The organism is Dethiosulfovibrio peptidovorans, from assembly GCA_002748665.1.
GTDB classification, from domain to species: domain Bacteria; phylum Synergistota; class Synergistia; order Synergistales; family Dethiosulfovibrionaceae; genus Dethiosulfovibrio; species Dethiosulfovibrio peptidovorans_A.
The window spans coordinates 1-13901 of the sequence record PDTB01000037.1; the positions used below are offsets into that span (position 1 = coordinate 1).

14 protein-coding genes and 1 pseudogene are annotated in these 13901 nt (G+C 53.2%); 6 read left to right on the plus strand and 9 right to left on the minus strand.

The features are described from left to right. From CSA35_09610 to xth, 4 genes are all read right to left on the minus strand, one after another. Positions 1-566: hypothetical protein (locus CSA35_09610; protein ID PIE53748.1), on the minus strand; the 566-nt coding region annotated here is incomplete at its 3' end. A 210-nt stretch (positions 567-776) separates the two neighbouring features. Continuing rightward, complete coding sequence (locus CSA35_09615) at positions 777-1253, minus strand: glycine/sarcosine/betaine reductase complex selenoprotein A (GenBank protein ID PIE53749.1); 477 nt, start codon at positions 1251-1253, stop codon at positions 777-779. A 90-nt stretch (positions 1254-1343) separates the two neighbouring features. Continuing rightward, the gene (locus CSA35_09620; GenBank protein PIE53750.1) at positions 1344-2399 is read right to left on the minus strand and encodes an aminopeptidase; all 1056 of its coding nucleotides are present in this window, start codon (positions 2397-2399) and stop codon (positions 1344-1346) included. Next, entirely contained in the window at positions 2399-3187 is a 789-nt protein-coding gene (gene xth / locus CSA35_09625; protein ID PIE53751.1) for an exodeoxyribonuclease III, read from the minus strand. The genes CSA35_09620 and xth overlap by 1 nt, the downstream gene beginning before the upstream one ends. Positions 3188-3269: 82 nt before the next feature. Here xth and CSA35_09630 point away from each other — a divergent pair, with 82 nt between their 5' ends. Beyond that, positions 3270-4274: a potassium channel protein gene (locus CSA35_09630; protein PIE53752.1), complete on the plus strand. Its 1005-nt coding sequence runs from the start codon at positions 3270-3272 to the stop codon at positions 4272-4274. Here the strand turns inward: CSA35_09630 and CSA35_09635 are convergent. Both CSA35_09635 and CSA35_09640 read right to left on the minus strand, forming a co-directional pair. Next, positions 4271-5254 carry a hypothetical protein gene (locus CSA35_09635; protein PIE53753.1) on the minus strand — a complete coding sequence of 328 codons (984 nt, stop codon included), beginning with the start codon at positions 5252-5254 and terminating at the stop codon, positions 4271-4273. The genes CSA35_09630 and CSA35_09635 overlap by 4 nt on opposite strands. Further along, positions 5229-5468, minus strand: coding sequence for a hypothetical protein (locus tag CSA35_09640; GenBank protein PIE53754.1), 240 nt, complete (start codon positions 5466-5468; stop codon positions 5229-5231). Before CSA35_09640 ends, CSA35_09635 begins: the two co-directional genes overlap by 26 nt. Between CSA35_09640 and CSA35_09645 the strand changes: the two genes are divergently transcribed. Further along, positions 5467-6099 carry a hypothetical protein gene (locus CSA35_09645; protein ID PIE53755.1) on the plus strand — a complete coding sequence of 211 codons (633 nt, stop codon included), beginning with the start codon at positions 5467-5469 and terminating at the stop codon, positions 6097-6099. The two genes, CSA35_09640 and CSA35_09645, sit on opposite strands and share 2 nt — an antisense overlap. Here the strand turns inward: CSA35_09645 and CSA35_09650 are convergent. Beyond that, entirely contained in the window at positions 6090-7556 is a 1467-nt protein-coding gene (locus tag CSA35_09650; GenBank protein PIE53756.1) for a long-chain fatty acid--CoA ligase, read from the minus strand. The two genes, CSA35_09645 and CSA35_09650, sit on opposite strands and share 10 nt — an antisense overlap. Before the next feature lie 265 nt (positions 7557-7821). Between CSA35_09650 and CSA35_09655 the strand changes: the two genes are divergently transcribed. Then, entirely contained in the window at positions 7822-8223 is a 402-nt protein-coding gene (locus CSA35_09655) for a hypothetical protein (GenBank protein ID PIE53757.1), read from the plus strand. On the opposite strand, the gene CSA35_09660 is transcribed toward CSA35_09655, so the two are convergent. Then, a complete protein-coding gene (locus tag CSA35_09660; GenBank protein ID PIE53758.1) occupies positions 8202-10196 on the minus strand; it encodes a hypothetical protein in 1995 nt (664 codons plus the stop codon). The two genes, CSA35_09655 and CSA35_09660, sit on opposite strands and share 22 nt — an antisense overlap. A gap of 105 nt (positions 10197-10301) precedes the next feature. Between CSA35_09660 and CSA35_09665 the strand changes: the two genes are divergently transcribed. After that, the gene (locus CSA35_09665) at positions 10302-11516 is read left to right on the plus strand and encodes an HAD family hydrolase (GenBank protein PIE53759.1); all 1215 of its coding nucleotides are present in this window, start codon (positions 10302-10304) and stop codon (positions 11514-11516) included. 18 nt (positions 11517-11534) lie between these two features. Beyond that, positions 11535-12155, plus strand: a complete 621-nt coding sequence (locus CSA35_09670; protein ID PIE53760.1) for a hypothetical protein — start codon at positions 11535-11537, stop codon at positions 12153-12155. Between the two features lie 142 nt (positions 12156-12297). Here the strand turns inward: CSA35_09670 and CSA35_09675 are convergent. Further along, positions 12298-12426: pseudogene (locus CSA35_09675) on the minus strand (2-deoxy-D-gluconate 3-dehydrogenase). Between the two features lie 10 nt (positions 12427-12436). Between CSA35_09675 and CSA35_09680 the strand changes: the two are divergent. Further along, positions 12437-12742 carry a hypothetical protein gene (locus CSA35_09680; protein ID PIE53761.1) on the plus strand — a complete coding sequence of 102 codons (306 nt, stop codon included), beginning with the start codon at positions 12437-12439 and terminating at the stop codon, positions 12740-12742. The last annotated feature ends 1159 nt before the right edge of the window (positions 12743-13901 follow it).

Here is a 13901-nt window from a genome sequence, read left to right on the forward strand (position 1 = left end):
AAATTACCGATAGATTCGAGATCAACATCAGCAGCGACGACTCCTATAAAGTTCCCCTCCGAATCTGTCACAGATCGAGCCAGGGTATAGACGAGTTTATCCGTCAAAGTATCTCTATAAGCATCACAGATTACAAGACGGCCACCTGCCTCTTTGGCTTTTTGATACCAGGGGCGCTTCCGGGCATCAAGTCCCTCGGGCAACGGGCCCCCAGCTCCAAGAGCGGTGTCACCGTTCGATTCAAAGCTAAAGTAGACGGTCACGACACCGTTCTTTTTATTCTGAGTAGTCATGACCTCCATGGCTTTCACTATCGTTTCAAAATTTCTGGTCGCCTCGTTGGACCAAGTCAGCTGGATCAGACTGTTGCTGTCTTCCACGATATTCCCTGCAATCGTCGCATAGTTTTGAAGGATTTGAGTTGCTTTTTCAACTTGTTCCCTCCCGAAGTCATGTATATTACGACTTAACACTTCCTTTGACCTAAAATAAGTAACTCCGACCATAACTAAAACGACCATCACCACAGCGAGAACCATGGAGATGAACTTTCCCCGTATAGTCATATGGATAACACCTCCTGAATATTTTTCCCCAATATTTTATATTAAAAATAAACAAATATATGTCGCTCTAGAAGAGTTATAAAACCCTTTCGAATCTTTCGAGACTATTTTTAAGAAAGAGCGCGCTCAACGCCCCACACTAAAAGAAGACCACTTTCGTAAACGACGATGTCGGTCACAAAAACGGCCTTCTTAATAATCAATTCACTCTTAGAGAGAATATTTAGAGAACTGACTCCGAATTCCTTTGACGGCCTCTGCCAAAGCCTCCGGTTCAAGAACCATTTCCATCATACCGATTTGGTTCTCCCACTCATCGGGATCAGCTTCATCCCGAATTTCCTGTTCGAATACGTCGTAAACGGCAAGTCCCAACTGGACGCCGGCGAGAGGCCCCGCATATGTAGGGTCTCCGTTACACACGGTCTCAGCGTAAATTTCCGCACCTTCCGAGTCGGAGGATCCCAGTATAACCACGATTTCAGAGGGGTCATACTTCTCAGCTGCATCCTTGACACGCTGCTGATTCTGCAGGTCCATCGCTCCAGCGGCCGTTCAGACGAAACACTCGGTTACGGAGAAGATGACCTCCGCACCGCTCTCCTTGAAGCATGCCTCCATGGCAGGTGCGGGTACTCCGTCACGCTCACCGAGAAGGATCAGCTTCTTTCCGGCCAATTTACCCATAGTTTTCACCTCCCCGCCACAGAGAATACGTACCGGAAAACTTCAATGGATTCAAAGCTTCCGTAGACAGGTTTATTATACCCGAATCCCCTATTTTGTGAATCCCCATTCCATATATTTTACGATTTGAGGAAGGCTCTCTCGAATGTGCTCGTCCCGCCCCAAGACGGTCTGAGCACACCACATGGAGTCCAGAACAGCTTCCTCCACCGACTCAGTCACAGCTCGAAAGAACTGATTGGCCCAATGATCGCTCACAAAAGACATTGTCAAAAGAGCCCTATCATCGTGGGGAATACGATAGGCCGTCGAGAACGCCAGAGAAATCTCGCCGCTGCCATGGGCCATATAGCCGCCGGTTCGGGCGATACCCACCGATGCTCTCTTACAAAGACGCTTCAACTGCCGGGCAGTCATCGGAGCATCCGTGGCGATGATCACGATGATAGAGCCCTGCTCCCTGTTGGGCTCAGGAAGATTCCGAGAGGCCCAGGCAGAGCCAATTTTTCCTCCATCCACGATCAGGTCGGCTAACTCGCCGAAGTTGGACAGGACCAAAACTCCCACAGTGTACCGCTCCGCCTCGATCTCTACCATCCGGGACGCGCTGCCAATCCCCCCTTTGAGCTGATAACAGGACATACCCATACCAGCCCCCACGCCTCCCAGGGCAAATGACCGATCAGCCCGCTCCAGTGCCTGTCGTACGTGATCTGGAATCACGTGAAGGCCTCGGATGTCGTTGAGATACCCGTCGTTGCACTCCATAACCACGGGGTTGACCGTGCAGGTCTCCCGTCCAATGGCGGAATCCGACTCCAACATAACCTCGACAAGTCCCCGGAAGCAGTCGCCCACTGACAGGGTATTGGTCAGGACAATGGGAGTCTCCAGGGTTCCCAGCTCCTCAATCTGAACGAGCCCAACAGACTTGCCAAAACCGTTGATGACGTGGACCGCTGCCGGCAGTTTCTCTCTGAAGAGGCTGCCAGAAGCGGGAACGACAACAGTGACGCCGGTCTTGACGTCTCCAGCGTCTAAGCTCAGGTGTCCCACGGTCACGCCCGAAACGTCGGTCAGTAAATTGGCCGATCCCGGTGCCAAAGACCCAACGATGACCCCCTCGTCTCGAATACGCCCCGTCACTATCCCACGAGCTCCCCATCGAAACAGGCCATAACGGGCGTATGATCCGACGGCTTATCCCATCCCCGAGGAGAGCGATCTACCCAGCTGTCCCGGGATCTATCAGCCAGAGCGGGGGTCGCCAGAAGATGGTCGATCCTCCAGCCGATGTTCCGATCAAGGGCGTTTTTCACCCGATAGTCCCAAAAGGAAAACTCCCCGGGGTCTGGGCGATGTTTACGAAAGACATCCACCAGGTTATTCCGAGTCCGGGCAAACTCCTCCTTGATCTCGTGGTGAAAACAAACGTGTTTAGCCTTGGTTTTGGGGTTGGTGACGTCCATATCCTCAGGAGCCACGTTAAGGTCACCAAGCCACAAGACCTCGCCGTCTTGAGCAAGTCGGTTAATCAGGATACGTACTCTCTTTAGAAACGTTTTTTTGACCTGATAGTCCTGATGGTCGATGGATTTTCCCTGAGGCACATAGGTGTTCACGATCCAAGTCGAACCAAAGCGAACGGCCATACCCCTGGTATCGAAGCTGGGATCCTGCCCGTCATCAAAGCCGTGAACCACCTGATCAGGAGGGATCAGACTGGCCACAGCCACACCGTTATAGCTCTTTTCACCCCGGAACACAACAGAATAGCCCCAGTTCCGAAAGGCCCCCTCCGGGAAAGTTTCGTCCTGAGTTTTCGTTTCCTGAAGACAGAGGACGTCCACTTTGCTATGATTGAGCCATCGCTCCAGGATAGGAAGACGGCTCCTCACGGAGTTCACATTGAAGGTTGCCACGGTCCACGTCATTGCGTATCCTCGCCTTTCTTGGGCATATATCGAACCAACATATACCGTCATTGTACATCACCGAGGAGGGGCACCACAGATCATGCAGATCCAAAAACAGAGCCGATACCTCCTGAGTTGGGTTCTGGTCGTCACGCTCTCAGGAATACTGGGAATGCGTTTTTTCCTCCATCTCTCATGGATCGACGCCATATTCTACACAGCCATAACGGTATCCACCGTGGGGTACGGGGCTCCACCAGGCATCCAAGGCCCGGAGAAGCTTTTCTTAGCGCTTCTCATCATGGCCAGTCTGGGCACGGTGGGGTATGCCATCGGGATTATTAGTCAGAACTTTTTCAACGCCCGCCTCAGGACCTCCCTGGGGAGGGGACACGACAGGAGGATACGGGTTATGGAAGATCACTGGATCATCTGCGGCCTTGGGCGCTATGGCCATCAGGTGGCATCTATGTTGAGCCACGAGGGCGTTCCCTTCTCCGTGGTAGAACATCGGGAAGAGACTGTCATGGAAGCCAGAGAGGAAGGATATCTCACGGTCCACGGCAACGCCAGCGAGGAGGATACTCTGATCAAGGCAGGGGTGACACGGGCCAAGGGTCTGATCATCACGCTCGACAGCGACGCCGCGACGGTCTACGTAGCCCTTACTGCCCGGGCACTGAACAAAACCATACATATCGTAGCCAGAGCGAGTGACACCAAGTCGGTCCCGATCCTGACAAAGTCAGGCGTCAACCGAGTGGTCAACCCAGTAGTGGCGGGATCGGCATCCCTGGTTCGGGCTTCCCTGAAACCTTCGGTGGCAGACCTTCTTGATCTTGTCGTCATGTCCCGCAAGCTGGACCTGGATTTTTCAACGGTTTTCGTGGCCGAAGAGTCATCTATGGCGGGGAAGACTCTCATGGAGCTCGACTTTCGCAACACCTACGACGTGACGGTGTTGGCCATCTTACAAAGCAACGGAGACCCCATCTACAACCCCAAAGGACATCAGCCTCTCTCCGGCGGCGATAGAATCATGGTTTTCGGCGAACGACACCGCATCGCCGCCCTCAGAACGGCCATGGGTGGTATGGCCAGCTAAGAACTGTATTCCTCCTTACGAACCTTTCCCACGACACCAGGGTCACTGCTAAGGAGCCGAACGCAGTTGATCAAGGCCGAGGCCAGGGCATTCGCCAAAGCGTATTCAGTCTGGTTCGAGTTGTGGGACGAACCCACCAGGTTGGGTAATTCGAAGAGAGGCACCTCTACCGAGAAAGGACCTCCGTCTTGAGGTTCCTTCCACCACACGTCCAACCCGACCATGAACTGAGGACAGACCTTCATCCTATCGTACAGATCCTGAGCGTTTATCATAGCACCCCGGGCCACGTTGATCAGGATGGCGTCCTCTTTCATGTGAGCCAGCAGGGCCGCATCAAAAAGCCCCCGTGTCTCGTTGGAGAGAGGCAGGGCCAAGACAACGAGATCAGCCTTCTCCAGGGCTCGGGCCAGCTCGTTCATACTCCATCCCCGAGACAGAAGATTGTCTTTGGGACACCGCCGACCAAGACCGTGAATCTCCATGCCGATCCCTGCCAAAACACGGGCACAGGCCTGACCTATCCCTCCATAGCCTACCATCAAAGCGACCTTCCCTCGCAGAGTTCGAAGCCTATAGCCCATACGGCCAAACACACCGTCTTTCAGGTCCCGAGTCTGCCAGATCAGTTTTCTGGAGCAGCACAAAGCCATAGCCAAGACATGCTCGGCGATAGGTTCGGCCCAACCGCCCACGTTGGCATATAACTCGGTATTTGGTCCCAGCCGCCTCATGGGCACCTGATCTACTCCGGCACTGATCGTCTGGACAGCCGGAACGGACCTGAGTGCCTCCCACTCTTCTTCGTTCAGCTCTCCCTCACTCAAAAAACCTGTCAAGATCACATCGCATCCCCGTATGACCTCGGGACGGTCTTCCTGAGACTCACTCTTGAGCCAGCGAATCTCGTGCCCCGCAAGACGCTGAACAATATCTTCCTCATATTTTCCCCGATCAAGCATAACCCCGATACATCCCATCGCTCAAGATCTCCTCCTCCCGGGAAGCCCCGTTGATTTCAATATCTATCGTACTCATTGTAGCCTCTATCATCCCATAGCAATAGATCAAAAAAGTCAATATCTTATCTCTCTTTACATATCGTTCGAAGCCTCTGTAATCGGATACATCGTTTTGTCGTAGGCCTCGCGCGTTGTACAATAGGTGCAAAGAAAATGAGGTGATGATGCCCATGGGATACGAAGACCCTCCACGCTCTTCGGTCCGAATCATAAAAAAGGAGCCCCCCCATAGCAAGGACTCCTTATGTGATCGCTCCGATCATTCTTTATTCTCTCAAATGTCCGCCGCCACGACGGCTACCGTTCAAGCCATCCTTCGGGGCCTTCAGAATCGGGACGCCGCAGCCCTCGTGCAGGCAACAAAAAACGGCCGTATCGTGCAAGAGCTTTTTGAGCAGGAGAACCCGCCTCTTCGCCGTGATGAGTCCGAAGAGGAGATCAGACATCTGGCCGATAATCTCCAGGAAATCGCCTCTTTAGCGGCTTCGGCTCTTCAGAACGACGATCAACAACTTCAGATCGTCCTGGAGAGTCTCCCAAGCTACGTGGAGACAATACTGGACGATATTACAGCCTCGCCAACCAGGTTATTTTTTCTGGCATCGAAGGAACGTCCATCCCGGAAGCAGCTTCCCGAGCTGAAAAACAAGGTGATCCTCGCAATGGCCGCATCGTCGAACCCCGGCGTCATTCGAGCCGGAATCGCACTGATACCTCTTCTGGAACACCTGGAATCGGCAATTGCAGCAGCTGAAAGGCTATACCTGGCCTCAACAGCGAGCCGGACATCCGATCAGTCGTAGGTCCGAAGTTCCCGACGCAGTATCTTACCCGACGGCGAGAGAGGAAGCTCTTCCACGAAATCAAAACGCCGAGGAATTTTATAGTGGGCCAGTTTGCCCTTACAGAAGGAGATGAGTTCCCGAGTAGTAGGAGACGCTCCTTCGTTCAGGACGACAAAAGCCCGTCCAATCTGTCCCTGAACCGGATGTGCCATAGCGATCACCGCCACCTGGGCCACTGCAGGGTGATGGGAGAGAACCCGTTCCACTTCCTGAGGATACACGTTGAACCCCCCAACGATGATGACGTCGGTGACCCGATCCAGAACCGTGATGTACCCATCCTCATCGTATCGAACAACATCGCCTGTGTTGTACCAGCCGTCGCTCATTCGTTCAGCTGTGATCTCCGGGGCCTTGTAATATCCTTGAAAGACCGACGGCCCCTTTACCCACAGAATGCCATCCTGCCCAGGGGCCAAGGATACGCCTGAGTCATCCCGCACCTCCCAAAGGTACCCCGGAAGAACTTGGCCGATTGTCCCCAGCTTTCGGCTCTCGTAACTTCTGTTGACAGCTACTACCGGAGAACATTCAGTGGTACCGTACCCTTCCAGGAGCGGCACCCCAAAACTCTCTCTGGCCGCCTGGTCCAGCGACAGGTTCAACCGGTCACCACCGGTCAAAGCCATACGGACCGTCGTGGGCCGAGGCCCTCCTTTTTGCACGACTCTCTTCAGGAACTCCACCATAGCAGGCACCAAGAGAAGAATTGAGACCTCTCCCTGAGTACAAGCCTTCAAAGTCTCAAGCGGGGGCATGAACTGGGGGACTATGACCTGCCGAGCCCCGTTCACAAGCCCCATGAGCCCTCCCAGGGTGAGCCCGAAGGAATGGAAGTTAGGCAGCACCCACAAAATGCGATCTTCTTCGGTCAACCTCAAGACCGACCAGGATTGGGTTACGTTGTCCATAAGGTTACCATGCGTCAGAGGCACTGCCTTCGGCAGCCCGGTAGTCCCCGACGTGGCGAATATGACTGCCAGATCGGAGTCGGACCTCTCTGTGTCGATCTTGCACGACCGGATCAAAAGAGAACCATCCAGAGCGATACTTCCCACAGGACGGTCGCTGAGCAGGGCCTCAACCTTCTCGTCCCCCTCTCCATGAACGATCATGAAGGGGTCTACAAGATCCAAGGTTGGCAACAGAACCTCCGACCCCGCCCGGTGATTTAAAGGAACTATAGTTCCTCCCAGACGCCAAACTGCCAGAGCCAATGCCAAAAAACCGGGGCAGTTAGGCACCAAAACCGCAAGGCGATGCCCACGTCCAAATCCCGCATCCGAGAGCCTTGTCTCATTGATCTGCGCCAAACGAGCTAGCTCCCTTCGGCTGAGCCAATCCCCTCGCCACCATATGGCCTGCTGCGCCCCATCCTGGAGCTGTCTGTCAATCACTTGATCCAGTCGTACCACGTTCAACGCCTCCCTGCAAGGAGCGCTCAGGCTCCTCGCCTCTATCTGTTTTGCAATGAGTGATTTATTGTAATATGTGTCGCCTTTCCTGTCCAAAGCATGGCTTGGGTGCTTACGAATACCTACAATTGATAGTATACTTCTAAAATATCAGGGTACACAAAAGTCCCCAAAAGAAGAGATTCCTGACGAGATTCGGGAAACTCTTAATTCTCTTTTCCGTCACAATCGGACAGCTAAAAAAGCGCTAAAAGGAAGGAGCGTCATGATCGTGTCCACGCCCTCAATCAGCCGCTGGGAGACAAACCAACAACTTTTCCGGAGCACTTTGGAAGGAAGTACATCATCCTCCATAGGTTGGGCCGATATCCCGTCCATGCAGAAAATGGACGACGCCTCGAAACGAAGCGAGAGGGTGACGACCGTACAGAATCAGGCAGAAATCTCCCAGCTCCAGACATGGGAGAAAGACCGAGTGGATGGATCCATCATACCCTGTGGGGACATCCGCCTCAATCTCTGTCAGATAACATTGACCGAGGCAAACACTGGCTTCATAAGGCTTCAAATGCCTCCAGATGAACACCTCATCAGATGGCGCAGTATTAAGGCATACTGGGAAAAGGGTTTCCAGGCCCTTGGTACCTATTTCGAGACCTTAGCCTGATCCTTCGGGGTGACACCGTACAGATGTCTATAAACGAACAGGTTAGCGAGAACACGTTTCACATACCCTTTGGTTTCGGTGAAGGGGATATTTTCCATCCATAGGTCCAGAGGTTTTTGGCTTGCCTTCTTGTTCCATTTGTTTACGTTACCGCTTCCAGCATTGTACGCAGCCAAGGCCCACTCCAGCCGACGGTATGATTTCAGGAGTCTCGCAATATGAGTAGTTCCCAGAGTGATGTTGTCCGATACGGAGAACACATCGTATTTTTTCATGCCCAGAGTCTTAGCCTCCCATTTAGCCGTTGCTGGCATGAGCTGCATAAGCCCTGACGCCCCTACCCAACTTACGGCACTGGGGTTGAAGGCGCTCTCCTGGCGCATGATGGCCCATATGAGGAAAGTCTCCACCTCGAACCGACGGGCTGCCGCTTCCACTTCCCCTCGGAAAGGACGGGGATAAAGGTACTGAGCCAGTTCCTTGGAAACCCCTCGTTCGCTCACGGCTTTTGAGACCAGTTGACGAGCAGCCCGATAGGCCTCCTCCTCCCTGCCCAGCCACGATGCCAGCCGAGCTGCATTGTACCGATCTTGAGGATCCGAACTGGACGAAAACCGAATCTCAGCGTGAGGTACGAACCCCCATCGCTCCAGTTCAGACATGGCTCGAACTAAGGGGGCTACATCTGAAACCATAGGGGACGGCCCATCGGGGAACGCCAGGTAGGCATAAACCGACAGGGGATGATACCGAGCCAGCTTTTTGAAAACAGCATCGGCTTCTTTGGACCGTTCAAGCTTCTCCAGACAGCGTCCCGCCCAATAGAGATGTCCTTCCAGCCCCTCACCTCGATCGTTTACTCCTCTCTTGAAGAATCCCAAGGCCTCTTGGTACTCTTCAGCTTCCCAGTGCTCCCACGCCCGATCCCACAAGATGGAGGCCGAGGCTTTGGACGAGGGATACTCCTGGAGGATCCGGTTTTCCTCCTTGGTCTTCTTTTCACCGGTAACGACTTTGGCATAGGCTGAACTGGCGACTGCTCCAGCATCTCCGGAGAGTTCTCGAGATGCCCGATACAATATGTCCAGAGCCGCCTTTCGGTCTCCTCGACCGGCAATGAGGGCCACCCGTCGACATCCTCGGGACACGTAGTCACTTCCGGGCATGAAAATCAATCGAGAAAGAAGGGGAAGAGCTTCATTGTATATTTTTAATTTATAGAGGCTCATTGATCGGTAGTACAGGCTGCTCTGGGCGAAGGGCCCCGTCATGGGTACAGCCTTCAGATGTTTGATTGCGTCACGGTAATTTTCCATGAGGTACGCGGCGTACCCCAGACGATAGGAGCGCTCCCGGGATTCCTTAGTCGCCTCGAATACTTTCAAGGCCCCGGGGTTGAGGGGGCGGAGCTTCAAGGTAGCGGACGCATCGGACAAGGATGGACCGGGCAACTCCATGAGAGCCTCCATGCTCTGGGCCCGCAGTGTCGGATCCAAGGTGGCCTTGCCCATCCGCCGAAGCCACTTTCGTCGTTCCTCCACGTTGCCCGTTAAGCGGGACAGAGCATAACAGACATAATACTGAAGGTCTTTCGGCGGCCTAGATTCATAAAGAGACAGGGCCCGGTCGTAGGCATCTCTCTTTCGACCGGTTCGCTCAAGCCCAAGCACACGGATCATTTCAGCGTAGGGGACAACCTCTTGAGGGTATCCGTCTCCCACCCGATCCATGACGGCGAGGGATTCAGCCCATCGTCCCTGAAGCCACAAGCCATTAGCCACCAGGGAGAGCTCTCTGGGCGACAGATCAGCAGAGGCCTGGATATTCAACTCTTGCCACTTTTTAGCCCAGAACAGATCGTCTACCGAGGAGGCCAGAAGAAGTCTCGGAACCCCCATTACGAAGAACAGCGCCATAAACCCAACGAAACGAGCTCTATATCGAACCACAGGGAACCCTCCTTCTTTACACATTGTATGATCTATCAGACAACCATACCACGCCCCGAAAGCACTTGAAAAGGCTATAATTACTGAATATACTGAGACAACATCTCTTGACACGAAAGGAGTTCGGCCATGATCACTCGTTCTCTCGTGGAACTGATTTTCTCCGCCGCCAGCATAGAGAGATGGAACGACCACCCCCGGCCCATCCAGTTCACCGAGATGGCGAAGCAGGCCCACAAGTTCGTCATCGCCTACGTCATTGCCCATCATGAACAGGACCAGGGAGCTTCGGTGAGCTGGGATAGACTCATGGAGGGGAGCGTCTTTGAATACCTCCACAGGGTCGTGGTCACCGACATCAAGCCTCCGGTGTTTCACCGACTCATGGCTGATCGACGGCAGCGGAAGGCCCTGAACAGCTGGGTTATGGAACAACTTACACCCCTGCTCGCTCCTTTACCTGGGCATATGGTCGAACGATGTCGGGATTATTTCGATCAAGACGACGGCATCCAGGAGAAAAAATACCTCCAAGCAGCCCACTACCTGGCAACGAAGTGGGAGTTTGAGTTCATCTACAGCTGGGGACGCCCTATCTGCCATATTGAGCGTACCAAAAAGGAGATCGACCGTCAGGTGAAGGAACACACGGACATCGACTGCGTTCGACAGCTCCTCATGGACGATCAGCTACCCGAGGCAGACCGAGGCCTGGCCGGTTTTATCTCACTGGTGGGACAGCTACGATTCCAGAAACGGTGGGCCCAAACGCCTCGAATCCCTCAGACGTCCGTCTTGGGGCATCTTCTGTTCGTCGCCATCCTCTCCTGGTTAGTGGTGATTGAGTTGGACGGGTGCGGGAAAAGGCGATATAACAGCTTTTACGGTGGGCTCTTCCACGACCTCCCCGAGGTTCTGACCCGGGACATCGTCTCCCCGGTGAAGCGATCGGTCCAGGGCCTGGATCAGATGATCAAGGACCTGGAGATGGACGCCATCGCGACGGAGATCCTTCCTCTCATCCCTCAAAGCTGGCACGGAGAACTCCTCTCCTTCGTCAAAAACGAGTTCGACAATCGAATCCAGCCTCAGGGTCAGGTTGAACCCACGATCATCCAAGCCGATCTGGGGCCAGAACATGACCGGGATGAGCTGAACCCCGTGGACGGTCAGATCATCGAGGCCTGTGATAAGCTGGCGGCCTTCATCGAGGCCTCTGAATCCATCCGCATCGGCATCAAATCCAACGAGCTCTTCGAGGGGAAGAGAAAGATATACGAGCTCTACGCCCATAGGACAGTCAACGGATACCCTGTGGGCACCCTCTTTGATCTCTTTCGCTGAGAAAGGGCGGTCATCGTCATGACAGATCCAGACAAAACCCCTCGATCCGACGTGCCTCAGGACGACCTCAAGCCATCTTTCCTGAAGCGATTCGGCCGAAATTTCGCCACAGGGCTTCTCGTGTTTCTGCCCTTGGCGATCCTCATCTTCATCCTGAGACTTCTGATCCAGACCGTAACCACAGTCGGCAGGATCCTCTTCGGCATCACCGACTCGGTAGAGGCATCGCTGATTATCTTCGGTCTGCTTGTGATAATCATCACCTATGCCGGGAGCAAGTTTGCCCGGCGGGAGCGGTGGACCCTCAACTCACTGGAGCGTGCCATCGTCGCCATTCCCCTAGTAGGTTCGTGGTACGAGACCATCAAGGATTTAGTGGGATCCTTCACAGGGACCGGAAAGGTCGAGGCATATCTGGGGGTTGTCGCCATCCCAGTAGGAGCGGGATCAGTCCTGGGGTTTGTGACACGACGGGATATTACCCCTGACGGGACAGTGCAGCTCAGCGTATTTATGCCCACGTCGCCCAACCCCACATCAGGCATCGTATTCTTCGTGGACGAGAAAGATGTGGAACACGTGAACATGTCGCCCGAACATGCTTTTAAGACCATCATATCACTTGGGATCCGGCGCTAAGACCTATCAGCAATTGCTCAATTTAAAATAAATGCAGCAAGATACCCCCTTTGAGGCGACGGTACGAATGCACGTTTTTAGAGGTGCCCATAAGAACAAAACGACGACAACAGACAAGAGGCTCTTCCTGACATCCATCTATTCAGCGGGACAACCAGCCTCCGTCCACCGGGAATATCGAGCCCGTTACGTAGTCCGAGGCCGAGGACGCCAGAGAAACGGCCATTCCCGCCAAGTTTTCCGGTGTTCCCCAACGCCCCACCGGTATTCGCCTCACAGGCTTGTCTGTCAGTAACCGACGAGAAGTACCCCCTGATAAGAACGAACAGGTATACCTCGTCGGCACTCATACGGGGTCTGCCCGTTCCAAGGATGAGTTCTTCTGCAGAGCTGGTGTCCGGGTAGTCAAGGCCAAGGGACAGGGTCTGCTTCCTTATCCATTCAGCCTCTGCGAGACGCTCACGCTTCTTTTCCAGCGTGTGCTTATCAAGATCGTTTGTGATTGCATCAAGAATCCCGGGATCCTTGCTCAAAGCCTGAAAGGCGCAATGAAGGAAGTCGGCGATGTCGACATTCATCTCGATTGAGAACAAGGTGGGGTTGTTTTCGGTGAAAAGTGTTGTAGTTTTCATTTGCGCCGCCTTTATGCCAGGAGTTTACTATTGCGGTTAACTTCTTGTAACATAATGTTTTGTGGCGCATCCGTCAACCTTTTGCGATCTGTTTATTGGTCTACACTATGCGGTAATGAGTTTTCGGATGGGGTCTTGCCAGGAGACTCAACATCTCAAGAGCCATGATGCCCTGGATGCTCAATCTGCCGAAGCTGCCTGAGCAGCTGATTCGTGACCTAAAGGCGATGACGCCTACCGGGAAAGAAGGCTTGTGACGGAGAGGATCAATTATGCAATAACAAATATTTAATGTTACAACACTAAGACTAAGGCAGAACGCATCATTGGAAATTGACAATAAATAACAGAAAGGTGTATTGACATAAGAAATACTGAAACGAAGATCCTCCTATTGCTCTGAGGACAGATGCCCCTCAACTCCTGCAGCAGGTAATCTTGACTCGGATTCAGAGCTTGAGGTGATCTTTGCCGACGATTCAGGTATTCTTCACGCGCTGGATTTGAATCTTGATGCATCTTCGAATGACTGGCCTGTACTCCAGCATGATCTGCAGAGAACAGGGACCGATGGCCGATATCGAGAATGTGCAGGGCACTTAAGGTGAGCAGGAGCGGTTACTATTCCTCGTTGAACCGACCGCCCTCGGAAATGGACAAACGGTGAGACCGGATAGACAAGCTGGTGAAGGACGCCCATTCAGCCAGCTGTAAGGTATATGGTTACCGGAAAATCCAGAGAAGACTGGTTCAGCAGGGCCTTGAACAGTGTTGTGCAGGTACCGTTCGCAAGGCCATGCAACAGTTCGGTATCCGCAGTCGCAGGATCATGAAGTATGTGGTTACCACGAACTCCGATCACAACCGCCCTGTTGCCGAGAACCTGCTTGAGAGGGGCTTTTCAGCGTGAGCTTCCGACAAATTATCCCCGCAAAAAAACGAACGAAGCTAATAACTAAATATGTTTTTCACCTGACATCTAGATACTTAATTGCCAAAGTTTATTGTAGTAAGCATTTTTTGCCAGCAGCTCATCATGCCTGCCTTTTTCTACCAGGTTCCCGCCTTTAAACACCAGAATCTGATCAGCCTCTTTTATGGTTTTTAAATGGTG

What these genes read in the sequence shown, in the direction of transcription:
- xth (PIE53751.1), bottom strand. Translation starts at nt 3,187, where the DNA reads ATGACGTGGACCGTGGCAACCTTCAATGTGAACTCCGTGAGGAGCCGT.
- CSA35_09630 (PIE53752.1), top strand. Translation starts at nt 3,270, where the DNA reads ATGCAGATCCAAAAACAGAGCCGATACCTCCTGAGTTGGGTTCTGGTC.
- CSA35_09635 (PIE53753.1), bottom strand. Translation starts at nt 5,254, where the DNA reads ATGGGATGTATCGGGGTTATGCTTGATCGGGGAAAATATGAGGAAGAT.
- CSA35_09645 (PIE53755.1), top strand. Translation starts at nt 5,467, where the DNA reads ATGGGATACGAAGACCCTCCACGCTCTTCGGTCCGAATCATAAAAAAG.
- CSA35_09640 (PIE53754.1), bottom strand. Translation starts at nt 5,468, where the DNA reads ATGGGCATCATCACCTCATTTTCTTTGCACCTATTGTACAACGCGCGA.
- CSA35_09655 (PIE53757.1), top strand. Translation starts at nt 7,822, where the DNA reads ATGATCGTGTCCACGCCCTCAATCAGCCGCTGGGAGACAAACCAACAA.
- CSA35_09660 (PIE53758.1), bottom strand. Translation starts at nt 10,196, where the DNA reads ATGTGTAAAGAAGGAGGGTTCCCTGTGGTTCGATATAGAGCTCGTTTC.
- CSA35_09665 (PIE53759.1), top strand. Translation starts at nt 10,302, where the DNA reads ATGATCACTCGTTCTCTCGTGGAACTGATTTTCTCCGCCGCCAGCATA.
- CSA35_09670 (PIE53760.1), top strand. Translation starts at nt 11,535, where the DNA reads ATGACAGATCCAGACAAAACCCCTCGATCCGACGTGCCTCAGGACGAC.